Raw genomic sequence first — 14849 nt, 5'->3', positions numbered from 1 at the left:
CGAAGGTCCCCCTCTTTGGTCTTGCGACGTTATGCGGTATTAGCTACCGTTTCCAGTAGTTATCCCCCTCCATCAGGCAGTTTCCCAGACATTACTCACCCGTCCGCCGCTCGTCACCCAGGGAGCAAGCTCCCCTGTGCTACCGCTCGACTTGCATGTGTTAAGCCTGCCGCCAGCGTTCAATCTGAGCCATGATCAAACTCTTCAATTAAAAGCTTGATTTGCTTCCACTCGAGAAGCGATGCTCAAAGATTTACTGCATGAATTTTACTTCAGTTAGTCACTCTTCAAGACTTGATATTTTTTTGCATCCGAAGATGCTGGATATCGTCTTGTGGAGTGCCCACACAGATTGTCTGATAAATTGTTAAAGAGCAGTGAGTTAGGCGCTTTCGCTTGCTAACTCGAGGTGGCGTATATTACGCTTTCCTCTTTCAGAGTCAACCCTAATTTTCAGGATTTTTTCTCTTTCTTCCCGGCCGCTGTGTGAAGTGAATCACTTGCGCCGTGTCGATGGAGGCGCATTATAGGGAGCCGGTTCAGAATGACAAGCGTTAATATGCATTTTTTATCTGACCGCTCACTATTCATTCGTAACGCCTATTAAACCCGCTTTTTGATGGCTGCCGGCAGGTCCGCCAGGCTATTTAGCACCCAATCGGCCAGCTTTTCGCCCTGCTCCGTCACCGGCTTGCCGGTACGCACCAGCACCTTGGTGCCGACGCCGGCCGCGATCGCCGCCTGCATGTCTTCCGGTTTATCGCCCACCATATAAGAAGCGGCCATATCGATGTTCAATTCCTGCTGCGCTTGCAGCAGCATGCCCGGCTGCGGTTTACGGCAGTCACAGACCTGACGATACTCCTCCACTACCGCCTCAGGATGATGCGGGCAGAAATAGATGCCGTCGAAGTCGACGTCGCGATCGGCCAGCGACCAGTCCATCCACTCGGTCAGGTACATAAACTGGTCTTCGCTGAACTTGCCGCGCGCAATGCCCGACTGGTTGGTCACCATCACCAGCGCGAACCCCATCTTTTTGAGTTCGCGACAGGCGTCAATCACGCCGTCAATAAAGTGGAAGTTGTCGATTTCATGGACATAACCATGGTCAACGTTAATCGTACCGTCACGATCGAGAAAAATTGCTGGAACGCTTTGTGTCACCGCTTTGCTCCTGAGGGGCTGAATACGCTGACAGTATCGCATGTTTTACCCCGCACTGAGAACGCCGGAGAACGTCGCTGGTCGTTGACTTAGACGTCTAGACGCCTTAACATCTGATCCATACCTTGGTTCCACGCCGAGGTTTACTTTTATCTAGCCACGGGCAACCACGCTAAAATAAGAAGAATATGATTAAACTTTCTAACATCACTAAAGTGTTCCAGCAGGGTTCGCGCACCATTACCGCGCTCTCTGACGTGACCCTTCACGTCCCTGCCGGGCAAATCTATGGCGTTATCGGATCTTCCGGCGCCGGCAAAAGCACGCTGATTCGCTGCGCCAACATGCTTGAGCGCCCGACCTCCGGCCAGGTGCTGGTCGATGGCCAGGATCTGACGTCTCTGTCGGAAAGCGAACTGACGCGCGCCCGTCGCCAAATCGGCATGATCTTCCAGCACTTCAACCTGCTCTCTTCCCGCACGGTGTTCGGCAACGTGGCGCTGCCGCTGGAACTGGACAATACGTCGCGCGCCGAGATCAAAAAGCGCGTGACCGAACTGCTGGAGCTGGTCGGCCTGGCGGACAAACACGACGCCTACCCGGCCAATCTGTCCGGCGGCCAGAAACAGCGCGTGGCGATCGCCCGTGCGCTGGCCAGCAATCCCAAAGTGCTGCTGTGCGACGAAGCCACCAGCGCGTTGGATCCGGCCACCACCCGTTCCATCCTGGAACTGCTGAAAGACATCAACCGCCGTCTGGGTCTGACCATTCTGCTCATCACCCATGAAATGGACGTGGTGAAACGCATCTGCGACCAGGTCGCGGTCATCAGCCAGGGGCAGCTGATCGAAAAAGACAGCGTCAGCGAAGTGTTCTCACACCCGAAAACCCCGCTGGCCCAGCAGTTCATTCAGTCCACGCTGCATCTGGATATTCCGGACGACTACGCCGCGCGCCTGTCGCCGGAGCGCCAGGGCGACCGTCAGCCGCTGCTGCGCCTGGAGTTCACCGGTCAGTCGGTCGATGCGCCGCTGCTGTCTGAAGCCGCTCGCCGCTTCAACGTGAACAACAACATTATCAGCGCCCAGATGGATTATGCCGGCGGCGTAAAATTCGGCGTGATGCTGGCGGAGCTGCACGGCAGCGACGAAGACGCGCTGGCGACGATTAAGTTCCTGCAAGAAAATCAGGTAAAAGTAGAGGTTCTGGGTTATGTCTGAGGCAATGATGTGGTTGATGGCGCGTGGCGTGTGGGAAACCGTCATGATGACCTTTGTCTCCGGCTTCTTCGGTTTCGTGCTCGGCCTGCCGGTAGGCGTGCTGCTGTATGTCACCCGCCCGGGGCAGATCATCGCCAACAATTCGCTGTATAAGATCCTGTCCGGGCTGGTGAACATCTTCCGTTCCATCCCGTTCATCATCCTGCTGGTTTGGATGATTCCGTTTACCCGCATGATCGTCGGTACCTCGATCGGCCTGCAGGCGGCCATCGTGCCGCTGACCGTCGGCGCCGCGCCGTTCATCGCGCGCATGGTGGAAAACGCCCTGCTGGAGATCCCGTCCGGTCTGGTGGAAGCGGCGCGCGCCATGGGCGCCACGCCGATGCAGATCATCAAGAAAGTGTTGCTGCCGGAAGCCCTGCCGGGCCTGGTTAACGCCGCGACCATCACCCTGATCACCCTGGTGGGCTACTCCGCCATGGGCGGCGCGGTCGGCGCCGGTGGTCTGGGCCAAATCGGTTACCAATACGGTTATATCGGTTATAACGCCACAGTTATGAATACCGTATTAGTATTACTGGTAGTTTTGGTTTATCTGATCCAATTCTGCGGCGATCGCATCGTCAAAGCCGTTACCCATAAATAATTTCACCGCATATTAATGCGAGTCTAATGAGGAAGGGATATGTCGTTAACATTTAAATCCATCGCGACAATTGGCGCACTGATCGGCACGCTGGCTCTGACGGGCTGTGGCCAGGATGAAAAGAATCCGAACCACATCAAGGTCGGCGTAATCGTCGGCGCAGAGCAGCAAGTGGCTGAAGTGGCGCAGAAAGTGGCGAAAGAGAAATACGGTCTGGACGTTGAACTGGTCACCTTCAACGACTACGTGTTGCCTAACGAAGCGTTGAGCAAAGGCGATATCGACCTGAACGCTTTCCAGCACAAGCCATATCTGGATCAGCAAATCAAAGATCGCGGCTACAAACTGGTGCCGGTCGGCAACACCTTTGTTTACCCGATCGCCGGTTACTCCAAGAAAATCAAATCGCTGGACGAACTGAAAGAGGGCTCTCAGATCGCACTGCCGAACGATCCGACCAACCTGGGCCGTTCGCTGTTGCTGCTGCAGAAAGTCGGTCTGATCAAACTGAAAGACGGCGTTGGCCTGCTGCCGACCGTGCTGGACGTGACCGAGAACCCGAAAAACCTGAAACTGGTTGAGCTGGAAGCGCCTCAGCTGCCGCGCTCTCTGGACGATCAGCAGATCGCGCTGGCGGTGATCAATACCACCTACGCCAGCCAGATCGGCCTGACGCCGGCGAAAGACGGTCTGTTCGTGGAAGATAAAGACTCGCCTTACGTCAACCTGCTGGTTGCGCGCGAAGATAACAAAGATGCGGAAAACGTGAAGAAATTCGTGCAGGCCTATCAGTCTGACGACGTTGACGCCGCCGCCAACAAAATCTTCAACGGCGGTGCGGTGAAAGGCTGGTAAGCGCTTATTCACCCATTTTATTCCTATAATTGCAAGACGGGCCAAGGCCCGTCTTGTTATTTCCGCCATAGATTGCTTCAATAGCGCCACTTTCATTAAGGCAGAGGAATCTCAATGCGTGTTTTACCTCTCTGTTTGTTAGCGCTCGCGCTGGCCGGATGTTCATCGCAACGTATCGCGCCATCCTCAACAAACAGCACCAGCAAGCCGACCACGACCGCCCCGGCCAAGACCACGCCGGCCGCCCGCCCCGCTCCGGTAAAACTGTATAAAAGTGCAGAAGAACTCGTGGGCAAGCCGTTCCGCGATCTGGGTGAAGTGTCCGGCGAATCGTGCCAAACCACCGTGCAAGACTCCCCACCGAATCTGGCTACCGCCCGTAAACGCATGCAAATCCGTGCGTCTTACATGAAGGCCAACGCCGTGCTGCTGCACGACTGCCAGATTGTCAGCGGCGTCGCCGGTTGTTACCAGCAGGCCGTTTGCCAGGGCTCGGCGCTTAACGTCTCGTCCAAATGACCGAATTCGTTTTCGAGCAGATCGGCGTGATCCGCTCGCCGTATAAAGAGAAATTCGCCGTGCCCCGCCAACCGGGGCTGGTCGAAGACGGCGGCGGCGAACTGCTGCTGCTGCCGCCCTACAACCAGGCGGAAGCGGTGCGCGGTCTCAGCGATTTCAGCCATCTGTGGGTGATGTTCATTTTCCATCAAACCATGGAAGGCGGCTGGCGCCCGACGGTGCGTCCGCCGCGTTTAGGCGGCAATGCCCGCATGGGCGTGTTCGCCACCCGCTCCACCTTCCGCCCCAACCCGCTCGGCATGTCGCTCATTGAGCTGAAAGGCGTGCGGGTGAAAAACGGTGAAGTGGCGCTGGAACTGGGCAGCCTCGACCTGGTCGACGGTACCCCGGTGGTGGACATCAAGCCTTATCTGCCGTTCGCCGAGAGCCAGCCGCAGGCCCGCGCCGGCTTTGCCCAGGCCGCGCCCGCCGGCGATATGCCGGTGCGTTTCGCGCCGCAGGCCGAGCAACAGCTGCAGCAACATCAGGCGCGCTACCCGCAATTAAGGCGTTTTATCAGCCAGGTGCTGGCGCAAGACCCCCGTCCCGCCTATCGTAAAGGAGAGGACGTCGAACGGGATTACGCCGTCTGGCTGTTGGATTTCAACGTGCGCTGGCGCGTCGTGGACGGCCACACCGAAGTGTTGGCGCTCGACCCGCGTTAAAATTCCGCCGCCTCTCTTTTGGCGACCCGCTCGCGCTGGTAAACTAAACCACTTTTGTCACTTTTGGCCGCCACTCTGGCAGCCCGATGCAATTTGCAGTTCTAACGGAACCAAAACACCATGCGTACTAGCCAATATCTGCTCTCCACACTGAAGGAGACACCTGCCGACGCCGAAGTGATCAGCCACCAGCTGATGCTGCGCGCCGGGATGATCCGCAAGCTGGCCTCCGGTCTTTACACCTGGCTGCCGACCGGCCTGCGCGTTCTGAAGAAGGTTGAAAACATCGTTCGCGAAGAAATGAACAATGCTAACGCGATCGAAGTGTCCATGCCGGTGGTTCAGCCTGCCGATCTGTGGCAGGAAAGCGGCCGTTGGGAGCAATACGGCCCCGAGCTGCTGCGCTTCGTCGACCGCGGCGATCGTCCGTTCGTGCTGGGCCCGACGCATGAAGAAGTGATCACCGATCTGATCCGCAACGAGATCAGCTCGTACAAGCAGCTGCCGCTGAACTTCTTCCAGATCCAGACCAAGTTCCGTGATGAAGTGCGCCCACGTTTCGGCGTGATGCGCTCCCGTGAGTTCCTGATGAAGGATGCCTACTCCTTCCACACCTCACAGGAGTCTCTGCAGGAGACTTACGACACGATGTACGAAGCGTACAGCAAAATTTTCAGCCGCATGGGCCTGGATTTCCGCCCGGTGCAGGCCGATACCGGCTCGATCGGCGGCAGCGCCTCGCACGAATTCCAGGTGCTGGCGCAAAGCGGTGAAGACGATATCGTGTTCTCCACCGGTTCCGACTTCGCCGCCAACATCGAGCTGGCGGAAGCGGTCGCGCCGGCAGCGCCGCGCGCGGCGGCCAGCGAAGAGCTGCGCCTGGTGGATACGCCGAACGCCAAAACCATCGCCGAGCTGGTCGAGCAATTCCAGCTGCCGGTGGAAAAAACCGTGAAGACGCTGATGGTGCGCGCCACCGAAGAGAGCGGCCACAAGCTGGTCGCCCTGCTGGTGCGCGGCGATCACGAGCTGAACGAAGTCAAGGCAGAGAAGCTGTCGCAGGTTGCCGCGCCGCTGACCTTCGCCACCGAAGAAGAAATTCGCGCCATCGTCGGCGCCGGCCCGGGTTCACTCGGCCCGGTCAACTTGCCGATGCCGGTGGTAGCCGACCGCAGCGTGGCGGCGATGAGCGACTTTGGCGCCGGCGCCAACGTTGACGGCAAACACTACTTCGGCATCAACTGGGAGCGCGATCTGCCGCTGCCGCAGGTGGCCGATATCCGTAACGTGGTGGAAGGCGACGCCAGCCCGGATGGTCAGGGCACGCTGCTGATCAAACGCGGCATCGAAGTGGGCCATATCTTCCAGCTCGGCACCAAGTACTCGGAAGCGATGAAAGCGACCGTGCAGGGTGAAGACGGCCGCAACCAGGTGCTGACCATGGGTTGCTACGGCATCGGGGTCACGCGCGTCGTGGCCGCCGCCATCGAGCAGAACCACGACGAACGCGGCATCATCTGGCCGGACGCCATCGCGCCGTTCCAGGTGGCGATCCTGCCGATGAACATGCACAAGTCGTTCCGCGTGCAGGCGCTGGCGGAAGAGCTGTACAACACCCTGCGCTCCCACGGCATCGATGTGATCCTCGATGACCGCAAAGAGCGTCCGGGCGTGATGTTCGCGGATATGGAGCTGATCGGCGTGCCGCACTCTATCGTCATCGGTGACCGTAACCTCGACAACGAAGAGATCGAGTACAAGAACCGCCGCGTCGGCGAGAAGCAAATGATCAAAACCGGCGAAATCGTTGATTTCCTGCTGGGCCAGATCAAACGCTGAGCGACGAACGCCAGAAAATAAAAAACCCGCCTAGGCGGGTTTTTTTATGTCCGAAAACGCTTACTTGCTGCTGCAGTTCTTGCTGCGGTCGAACGCGATTTTGCCGTCCGGCACCACCGCCTTCTCTATCTGCCCTTCTTCCATCGATGGCTGCACGCTGAAGTGCGCATTGAAGGTCAGGAACACCGGCTCGCCGGCATTTTTGTTGGCTTTGGCGTAACCTTGCTCCAGCGCGATGTTATTATCCACCGGGAACGTGATGCCGGTAGCGCAGTCCTTAAAGACTGCCGCATCCGCCATATAGGTGTAACTGCCTTTCATCACCATCGGGGTTTTAGGCAACGGTTTTTCAATCGGCTCCAGGCGATAGTTCAGCTTGGAGGCGATCGGCGCGCCGCTGCGATCCAGCATCTCCAGGCTTTTGCCCACCGGACGGAAGTAACGTTTTTCACCGGTGCTGTCGGTCAGCACCAGCTTATCCGCAGTGCGCGCCCATTTGCCGTAGTCGGCAAAGGTCTGATCGCCGTCTTTAGTGCCGCGATAGGTTTCCTGCAGCACAAAGGTGCCGTCTTCATCCAGGAACAGCGCCGTATCCAGCCCGCCGCAATCGGCGCAAGGCAACAATCCTTGATAACTCTGCGGCATCGCCTGCAGCGGTTGTTCCTTCGGCTGATAATGATTGTTGCATCCCAACAACGAGAGTGCGCCTGCCGCCAAGAACAGGGCTACCGTAATTTTCTTCACAGTTATTCTCCTACTGTGTTCATGTATTCCTAAGTGCGAACCTTGCCGCGCAGCGCCTTGGTGGCGCCTTTACGCGCCTTGCCTTCCAAACGGCGCAATTTCGCCCCTTTCGTCGGCTTGGTCGCCTTGCGCGTTTTTTCCACCACCATCGCCTGCCGAATCAGCGCGGCCAGCCTGGCCAACGCCGCTTCGCGATTCAATTCCTGACTGCGATACTCTTGCGCCTTGATAATCACCACGCCATCGGCGGTAATTAGATGGTGATTCAGCGCCAGCAGCCTTTCCTTATAATACTCTGGCAGGCTGGAGGCCCGAATGTCAAAGCGCAAATGGATCGCCGTTGAGGTTTTGTTCACGTGCTGGCCGCCCGCGCCCTGCGCGCGGATCGCCGTCAACTCAAGCTCATTATCCGGTATGGCGACGTTTCTTGACAGTTCCAGCACCGGTCACACCTGTGCCCGCTGCCACTCGGCAAACTGGATTTCCAGACTATTCTGAGCATCGGACAGCCAAATAGTTCCCTCCTGCAGCGTCGCCTGCAGCGTCATGGTGCGGCTGGCCAATGCCGTCAGGCGCGCCAGCTGTTCGTCATCGAGGAAGCGCACGCTCAGGTTCTTGTAGCCGGCCACTTTTCCCTGCATCGCCTGCCACCACACGTGCGCGGCGCGCTCGCCGTAAGCGTACAAGACCACGCGCGGCGACTGGTTGCAGGCCTTGCGGATGCGTTTTTCGTCAGGCAATCCCATCTCGATCCACATTTCCAGCCCGTTGTGGTCGTTGCGCTGCCAGATCTCCGGCTCGTCGTCGGCGCTCAGCCCTTTGGTGAACACCAGCCGCTCGTCGGCATGACAGATCCAGGCCAACAGGCGCAGCATCATGCGCTGCTCGTTTTCGGACGGGTGTTGCGCCAGCGTCAGCGTGGCGTCGTGGTAGAAGTGACGATCCATATCAGCAATATTGACCGCGGCTTTATAAATGGTTGCTTTCAGCGCCATGGGTGACCTCGTTATTATCCGGCGACAGTGTACTTGATCAGGGCCAAACCCCGCCAGCGCGGCCAGGCTGCGGCAGTGCGAAAGGCGTGCCGGGGTGCTGATAACTCCATAACAGCTGTGCTATAGTCGTCTAGGATAGGATAAAACTCCGAGAGCCTGCGCCTCATCGCGATAGTAGTCTTGATGATGCAGAGGTTCTTAAGGGAGGAAACTGTGCAACAATACTGTGAGTTAGTACGCCGTACTTACGCCGAGATTGGCAGTGGAGATCTTGGCTACGTGCCTGATGCGCTGGCTTGTGCGTTAAAGGCATTGGACGATGTCGCAGCGAACGATGCGCTACCGTCCTCCGTTAGGGAACAGGCGGCCTTTGCCGCCGCTAACTTATTGGTGAGCGACTATGTTGATGAATGATGAGTACCAACCCATCAATTGCGATGACTACGACAACCTGGAACTCGCCTGTCAGCATAAACTTATTCTGAAGCTGGAGTTACGCGACGGAGAAGTGATCGAGGCCAAGGCGATCGACCTGCTGCAAAAGAAACGCGTTGAGTATCTGACCATCGAACAGAACGGCCAGCAGCGCGACCTGCGCCTGGACCATATCAGCAGTTTCAGTCATCCGGAAATCGGTACCGTGGTCGTCAGCCTGTCGGACTGAGCAGCGGTAACCCCATCCCAACAGGGCAGCCCAACGGCTGCCCTCGTCATTTACGGCTTCAGGCTGGCGTAATAGGCCGCCAGATCGGCGATATCGTCATCCGACAGCCCCGACACATAGGCCTTCATCACCTCGGCCTGGCCCCCGTTGCGCTCCCCTTTCTTGTACGCCTGCAACGCGTGCTGCAGGTACATGGCGTTCTGCCCGGCCAGATTCGGGTACATCGGCACCGTCACCTTGCCCTGCGCGCCGTGGCACGCCGCACAAGCGGCGGCTTTCGCCTGACCAGCGGCCGTATCCCCCGCCGCCAACGCCGGCAGGCTGAACAGGCCGGCGGCCAACAGCGTGATCCCCACTAACTTCATCAGTGCTCCTCGCGATTATGATTTTTTTCCCAGCGCAGCCGCCACGGGCGTTCGCCTTCCGGCACCTGCCCCGCCTCACAGACAAATACGTCCAGCGCGGCGATCAGCTGCTCATCATAGTAAATCAACGGGATGCGTTCACGCTGCCAGGGAGGAACGCCCAGTTCCTGCCACAGTTTTTTTATCGGCCGCGAATGGGCGCGCCCCACGATGCGCACCGCACCCTGCACGCCGCCGAAACGAATGCTAATCTGCTGCGATGGCAGCGGCGCGCGCAGCGCCAGATCGCCCTCACCGGCAACCAACTGCCCCAGCCCGTCCGGCAACGTCAGCGTCTCGTCAGGCTGCCAAGGCAGATGCACATCGCGCAGCGCCGCCAGCGGCGGCAACAGGTGCAACCGACCGCGGAAACGGCGGATCTGATAGGCGCCGAGCTGCAGCTGCGGTTCGGCATCTTCCCGGCTGAGCGCCACCTCCTCCCACAGACGCTGCAACTGCTCGCGCGCCGGCATGGTGACGTTAAACAATGCGATCCAGCGCCTCAACAAAGCGAAGCGCCGCACCGGCGAACAGGCCGTCAGGCCGTCGATCGCCAATGAGCGATCCGCCGCCAACAGGTTTTGCAGCGGTTCCGCCAGCAACTCGTCCAACAACTGTTCCTGTTCAGCGCACAGGCTGGCGCTGCGCGCCACCGCCGAGGCGAAATGCGGCCAGCGTTGGGTGAGCTGCGGTAAGACCTGCAAACGCAGGAAGTTGCGATCGAAGCGCGTATCCTGATTGCTGTCGTCATCTATCCAGGTTAAGGCGTGACGCTGCGCGTAACTTTCCAGCGCCTGACGCGAGCAACCCAGCAACGGCCGCAACAACAGGTGCTCGCCCAGCGTGGCGCGGGCCGCCATCGCCGACAGCCCCGCCGGCCCGCTGCCGCGTTTGAGCGCCAGCAGAAAGGTTTCGCTTTGATCGTCAAGGTGTTGAGCGGTGAGCAGCGCTTCGCCCTCCGCCAATGCTGTGCTGAAAGCGGCATAGCGCGCCGCACGCGCCGCCGCTTCGATGCCTCCCTGGCGGGCATCCACCTGCACGTGCGTCACCGTCAGCGGGATCCGCCATTCGGCGCACCGGCTGCGGCAATGCTCAACCCAACGGTCGGCAAAGGCGCTCAGGCCATGATGCACGTGCAGCGCACGTAGCTGCAGCGCCGGACGTTGGCGGCGCAACGCCGCCAGCAGATGCAGCAGCACGCTGGAGTCCAGACCGCCGCTGAACGCCACCAGCAGCCGCTGCTGCGCGCCCAACTGGTCCGCCACCCGCGTTGTTAATTGATCAGTATCCATCGGTAGGCTTTGTCACTTCTACATAGCTGCACGTTAACCCCGCCTACCGTCATCAATCAAGCATTAACCGTCCGGGCCTGGCGTCGCGTCAGCAGCCACCAGCCGCCCAGCACCGCGATCACCGCCAGCGCACATCCGGCCGCTCCCCAGCCGATCTGGGCGAAAATGCGGCCATACGCCTGCATCGCCGCCCCTTCGATGTGATCCTCGGCGGTCTGATTGGCGATAATGCCCGCCAGATAGTTGGCGATCGAACCGGTCGCCAACATATAGATGCCGGTCAACACGCCGGTGGCGCCGGGGATATTCAGCCGGGTGATCTGCGCCATCGCCACCGGATCGATAAACAGTTCGGCAAAGCCCATCACCGCCAAACCGGCGATCATCAGCCCCATCGACCCCGGCCCGTGCAGCCGCGTATTAAGCGCCATCAGCGTAAAGCCGACACCGATCAACAGCAGACCGAAGGCGAACTTGCACCAGATGCGCAGCGTGCGGTCGCCATCGCCGCTCGCCAGCCAGGCCAGCGCCACGCCGCCCAGCATCACCGCGCAGGCGTTAACCGACTGGAACAAGGCGGTCGGCACCGTCCAGCCGAACCAGCGCCGGTCGACGAAGTGGTCGATAAACAGGCTGATGGAGCTGCCGCCCTGCTGGGCAAAGGCCCAGAACAGCGTGCCCAGCAGCATCAACACCACGATCTGCCACAGCCCCCGGCGCTGGCCGGCGTCCGCGCGCAGCATAATGCGCGCCACCAGCGCCACCGCCGCCACGCACACCAGCCCGAGCAAATAACCGGCCCAGTCGCGCATAAACAACAGCGTGAAGAACAGCGGCGATGCCAGCAACGCCGCCAACAGCCAGCCCCAGTGCGGCAGGCCCAGGCTTCTGGCGCGCATCAGCGGGGCATTCACGCCGCGAGTGTGGCGGAAATGACGCCCGCCCAGCAGGAAGATCGCCAGGCCGGCGAACATGCCGATCCCGGCCAACGCAAAGCCGACGTGCCAACCATAGCGCTCGGCCGCCAGCCCGCAGGCGATCGGCGCCAAAATGGAACCGACGTTGCCGGCGGCGTACAGCAGCGAGAAGCCCCCTTCGCGCCGCGAGTCCTGCGCCGGATACAGCTCGCCCAGCAGGCAGCTGATATTGGATTTGAACAGGCCGTAGCCGCAGATGATGATCGCCAGCGCCAGATAGAGCGACTGGGCAGAAACCGCGCTCAGGCCGAGCACGATATGCCCCAGGGTCATCAGCGCCGCGCCGGCGATCACCGCGACACGGTTGCCCAGCAGGCGGTCGGCGAGCCAGCCGCCAAGAATCGGAGTGACGTAAACTAACGAAGCGTAAGCGCTGTAGAGATCGATGGCGCGGCTGTCGGTATAGCCGAGTTGGTGGGTCAGATAGAGGATCAGTAACGCACGCATGCCGTAAAAGCTGAAATATTCCCAAATTTGTATCGCTACGACATAGTAGATTGCGCGCGGCTGTGAGGGTGTTTTCATGGTGGTCTCCCATCAGTCGGTGAACGACAAAGGGGAAGCGCGAGGCCTCCCCTGTGATTGGCTGCGGTTATTTCGCCTTCAGCACTTTCACCCGATAACGTCCGTCCGCCTGACGGTAGGCGCCATGAATGTCGGTTTCAAAGCCCGGATAATGCGCGCCGATTTCGCACAGCATCTGCAGGAACTCCAGCACCGGCCGGCTCTCCTCGGTCAGCATTTCTCCCGGCATCACCAGCGGCACGCCCGGCGGGTATGGGAGGATCATATTGGCGTTGACCTTACCGACCATCTCTTCCAGATAGACCTCTTCCACTTCGCCGTGCAGCTCTTTCTGGAACGCCTGGTACGGATTCATCACCATGGTTGGCAGCACTTCGAACGCGCGGTACATCAGGTCCGGCAGGTTGTGTTGCTCCACCAGGCGGTGAATGTTCTGTGCCAGATCCTGAATGCGCATGTTTTCATAGAAATCAGGCGCTTCCTGATACAGCGAAGGCAGCATGTTTTTCACCCGCAGGTTCAGGTCGAACGAGCGTTTGAAGTCGGTCATCGCACGCAGCAGGCTGAGCGCCTTGGTTTTGTCGATGCCGATGCTGAACAGGAACAGCAGGTTGTACGGCCCGGTTTTCTCGACGATGATGCCGCGCTCGTCGAGGTATTTCGCCACGATGCTGGCCGGGATGCCGAATGGCTGCATCTCGCCTTCCTTGCTCATCCCCGGCGTCAAAATGGTGACCTTGATCGGATCGAGGTACATGTGTTCATTGTCGATATTCTTGAAACCGTGCCAGGCGCTGTCGGAGCGCAGCGGCCAGCACTCCGGCTCATCGATGTGCTCCGGCTGCCAGACGTCGAAGAACCAGCCGTCGGATTCGACTTTCAGGCGTTTGATCTCTTTACGGAACTTGATCGCGCGTTCGATAGAGCCGTGGATCAGGCGCTTGCCGGCGTTGCCTTTCATCATCGCCGCGGCGGTTTCGGTCGAGGCCACAATGCCGTAGTGCGGCGAAGTGGTGGTGTGCATCATGTAGGCTTCGTTGAAGGTCTCTTCGTTGATATCACCCTTCACATGGATCATCGAAGCCTGTGAGAAGGCCGCCAGCAGTTTGTGGGTGGACTGGGTTTCGTAGATCACCTTGCCCTCCACGCGGCCGCCGCTCATGCCGCACTTGCCTTTATAGATCGGGTGGAAGTTGGTGTAAGGCACCCAGGCGGAATCGAAGTGGATCGACTTCACGTCCAGGGTGTTCTTGATAAAGTCGGTGTTGTACAGCAAGCCGTCATAGGTGGAGTTGGTGATCACCGCGTGCACCGGCCAGGTGGCGTTCGGGGTCTCCTTCACGCGTTTGGCGATGGTGGCGCGCTGGAACTCGCTCTGCGGAATACCGCCGAGGATGCCGTAGGCGTTGCGGGTCGGGCGGAAGTAGATCGGCGTGATGTCGCTCATCATCATCAGGTGAGTCAGCGACTTGTGGCAGTTACGGTCAATCAGCACCGTGCTGCCCGCCGGCGCCGAATACATGCCGACGATCTTGTTGGCGGTGGAGGTGCCGTTGGTCACCATGTAGCTGCGTTCGGCGTTGAACACGCGGGAAATGTACTCTTCCGCCTCTTTGTGCGGGCCGGAGTGATCCAGCAGCGATCCCAGCTCGGACACCGAAATCGAAATATCCGACTTCATGGTGTTCGGGCCGAAGAAATCGTAGAACAGGCTGCCCACCGGGCTTTTCTGGAACGCGGTGCCGCCCATGTGGCCCGGCGTACAGAAGGTGTATTTGCCTTCGCGCACGTATTTGAACAGCGCCTTGGTCAGCGGCGGCAGGATGGTGTCGATATACTCGTCGGTGTTCTGTTTGATCTTGGCGGCGATGTCGGTTGCCGCGCCGAGCGCATACTCGAAGAAGCGCACCTGCATGCGCAGATCGTTCAGGCTGACGTCCAGCGTCGAATAGGTGTTGGCAAATGCGTACAGCGGCATGTATTCGTTCAGTTGGCTGATCTCTTCGCACAGCTCCAGGTTGTATTTGTCCCAGTCGAAGATCACCCCGCACAGACGGGCGTTGTTCTCGATCAGTTTCAGCAGGTCTTCGCGATCGTTAGGGTAAACGATGCGGAAATCCAGACTTTCCAGCGCCTGATGCAGTTCACGGATGGGCTCTTCTTTGAAGTAGACACCCATGTGATTCATGATGGCGATAACGTTCATATGCATTTCTCCTGGCAAAGCAAGCCCCTTCCCGTCGCGGCTGACAGGTCGGAAAGAAAGGGGCTGGGTAAATTCAGTCGGTCAGCGGACGC

General features: G+C 59.2%; 16 protein-coding genes and 1 rRNA gene. 8 read left to right on the top strand and 9 right to left on the bottom strand.

Features of this window, described 5'->3' with window-relative positions; translation table 11 throughout:
• A 16S ribosomal RNA gene (locus ACJ8KE_RS21715) occupies positions 1-211 on the bottom strand; the annotation flags it as partial.
• A 392-nt stretch (positions 212-603) separates the two neighbouring features.
• Positions 604-1167 (bottom strand): D-glycero-beta-D-manno-heptose 1,7-bisphosphate 7-phosphatase, encoded by a 564-nt coding sequence (gene gmhB / locus ACJ8KE_RS21710; protein WP_015378880.1) that lies wholly within the window; start codon positions 1165-1167, stop codon positions 604-606.
• A gap of 188 nt (positions 1168-1355) precedes the next feature.
• Here gmhB and metN point away from each other — a divergent pair, with 188 nt between their 5' ends.
• The 6 genes from metN to proS all read left to right on the top strand — a co-directional run bounded on the left by metN (position 1356) and on the right by proS (position 6950).
• Entirely contained in the window at positions 1356-2387 is a 1032-nt protein-coding gene (gene metN / locus ACJ8KE_RS21705; RefSeq protein WP_016929862.1) for a methionine ABC transporter ATP-binding protein MetN, read from the top strand.
• Positions 2380-3033 carry a methionine ABC transporter permease MetI gene (locus tag ACJ8KE_RS21700; RefSeq protein WP_004932010.1) on the top strand — a complete coding sequence of 218 codons (654 nt, stop codon included), beginning with the start codon at positions 2380-2382 and terminating at the stop codon, positions 3031-3033. Before metN ends, ACJ8KE_RS21700 begins: the two co-directional genes overlap by 8 nt.
• Positions 3034-3072: 39 nt before the next feature.
• Entirely contained in the window at positions 3073-3888 is an 816-nt protein-coding gene (locus ACJ8KE_RS21695; protein ID WP_016929864.1) for a MetQ/NlpA family lipoprotein, read from the top strand.
• Positions 3889-4002: 114 nt separating this feature from the next.
• A complete protein-coding gene (gene rcsF, locus ACJ8KE_RS21690; protein WP_025304011.1) occupies positions 4003-4407 on the top strand; it encodes an Rcs stress response system protein RcsF in 405 nt (134 codons plus the stop codon).
• Positions 4404-5111: a tRNA (N6-threonylcarbamoyladenosine(37)-N6)-methyltransferase TrmO gene (tsaA, locus tag ACJ8KE_RS21685; protein ID WP_016929866.1), complete on the top strand. Its 708-nt coding sequence runs from the start codon at positions 4404-4406 to the stop codon at positions 5109-5111. The genes rcsF and tsaA overlap by 4 nt, the downstream gene beginning before the upstream one ends.
• 120 nt (positions 5112-5231) lie before the next feature.
• The gene (gene proS, locus ACJ8KE_RS21680; protein ID WP_239442510.1) at positions 5232-6950 is read left to right on the top strand and encodes a proline--tRNA ligase; all 1719 of its coding nucleotides are present in this window, start codon (positions 5232-5234) and stop codon (positions 6948-6950) included.
• 60 nt (positions 6951-7010) lie between these two features.
• Here the strand turns inward: proS and nlpE are convergent, their stop codons facing one another.
• From nlpE to ACJ8KE_RS21665, 3 genes are read right to left on the bottom strand one after another with little or no spacing between them, the layout of a single operon-like run.
• Positions 7011-7694: an envelope stress response activation lipoprotein NlpE gene (gene nlpE, locus ACJ8KE_RS21675; RefSeq protein ID WP_016929868.1), complete on the bottom strand. Its 684-nt coding sequence runs from the start codon at positions 7692-7694 to the stop codon at positions 7011-7013.
• 29 nt (positions 7695-7723) lie between these two features.
• Positions 7724-8137, bottom strand: a complete 414-nt coding sequence (gene arfB / locus ACJ8KE_RS21670; RefSeq protein ID WP_028127523.1) for an alternative ribosome rescue aminoacyl-tRNA hydrolase ArfB — start codon at positions 8135-8137, stop codon at positions 7724-7726.
• 3 nt (positions 8138-8140) lie between these two features.
• Positions 8141-8689, bottom strand: a complete 549-nt coding sequence (locus ACJ8KE_RS21665; RefSeq protein ID WP_015378883.1) for a YaeQ family protein — start codon at positions 8687-8689, stop codon at positions 8141-8143.
• A 213-nt stretch (positions 8690-8902) separates the two neighbouring features.
• On the opposite strand from ACJ8KE_RS21665, the gene ACJ8KE_RS21660 reads away from it, so the two are divergent.
• Entirely contained in the window at positions 8903-9103 is a 201-nt protein-coding gene (locus ACJ8KE_RS21660) for a YaeP family protein (RefSeq protein WP_004931993.1), read from the top strand.
• Entirely contained in the window at positions 9090-9353 is a 264-nt protein-coding gene (gene rof, locus ACJ8KE_RS21655; protein WP_004931991.1) for a Rho-binding antiterminator, read from the top strand. The genes ACJ8KE_RS21660 and rof overlap by 14 nt, the downstream gene beginning before the upstream one ends.
• Positions 9354-9403: 50 nt before the next feature.
• Here rof and ACJ8KE_RS21650 read toward each other — a convergent pair whose 3' ends face one another.
• The 4 genes from ACJ8KE_RS21650 to cadA form a co-directional block, all read right to left on the bottom strand.
• Complete coding sequence (locus tag ACJ8KE_RS21650) at positions 9404-9718, bottom strand: c-type cytochrome (RefSeq protein WP_016929871.1); 315 nt, start codon at positions 9716-9718, stop codon at positions 9404-9406.
• Positions 9718-11049, bottom strand: a complete 1332-nt coding sequence (gene tilS, locus ACJ8KE_RS21645; RefSeq protein WP_028128318.1) for a tRNA lysidine(34) synthetase TilS — start codon at positions 11047-11049, stop codon at positions 9718-9720. The genes ACJ8KE_RS21650 and tilS overlap by 1 nt, the downstream gene beginning before the upstream one ends.
• Before the next feature lie 56 nt (positions 11050-11105).
• The gene (gene dtpD, locus ACJ8KE_RS21640; protein ID WP_016929873.1) at positions 11106-12551 is read right to left on the bottom strand and encodes a dipeptide permease DtpD; all 1446 of its coding nucleotides are present in this window, start codon (positions 12549-12551) and stop codon (positions 11106-11108) included.
• Between the two features lie 67 nt (positions 12552-12618).
• Entirely contained in the window at positions 12619-14757 is a 2139-nt protein-coding gene (gene cadA / locus ACJ8KE_RS21635; RefSeq protein ID WP_016929874.1) for a lysine decarboxylase CadA, read from the bottom strand.
• Between the last annotated feature and the right edge of the window lie 92 nt (positions 14758-14849).

It is taken from the genome of Serratia sp. CY56464, assembly GCF_052168435.1.
GTDB lineage: Bacteria > Pseudomonadota > Gammaproteobacteria > Enterobacterales > Enterobacteriaceae > Serratia > Serratia marcescens.
This window is presented reverse-complemented; position numbering and strand designations above follow the sequence as displayed.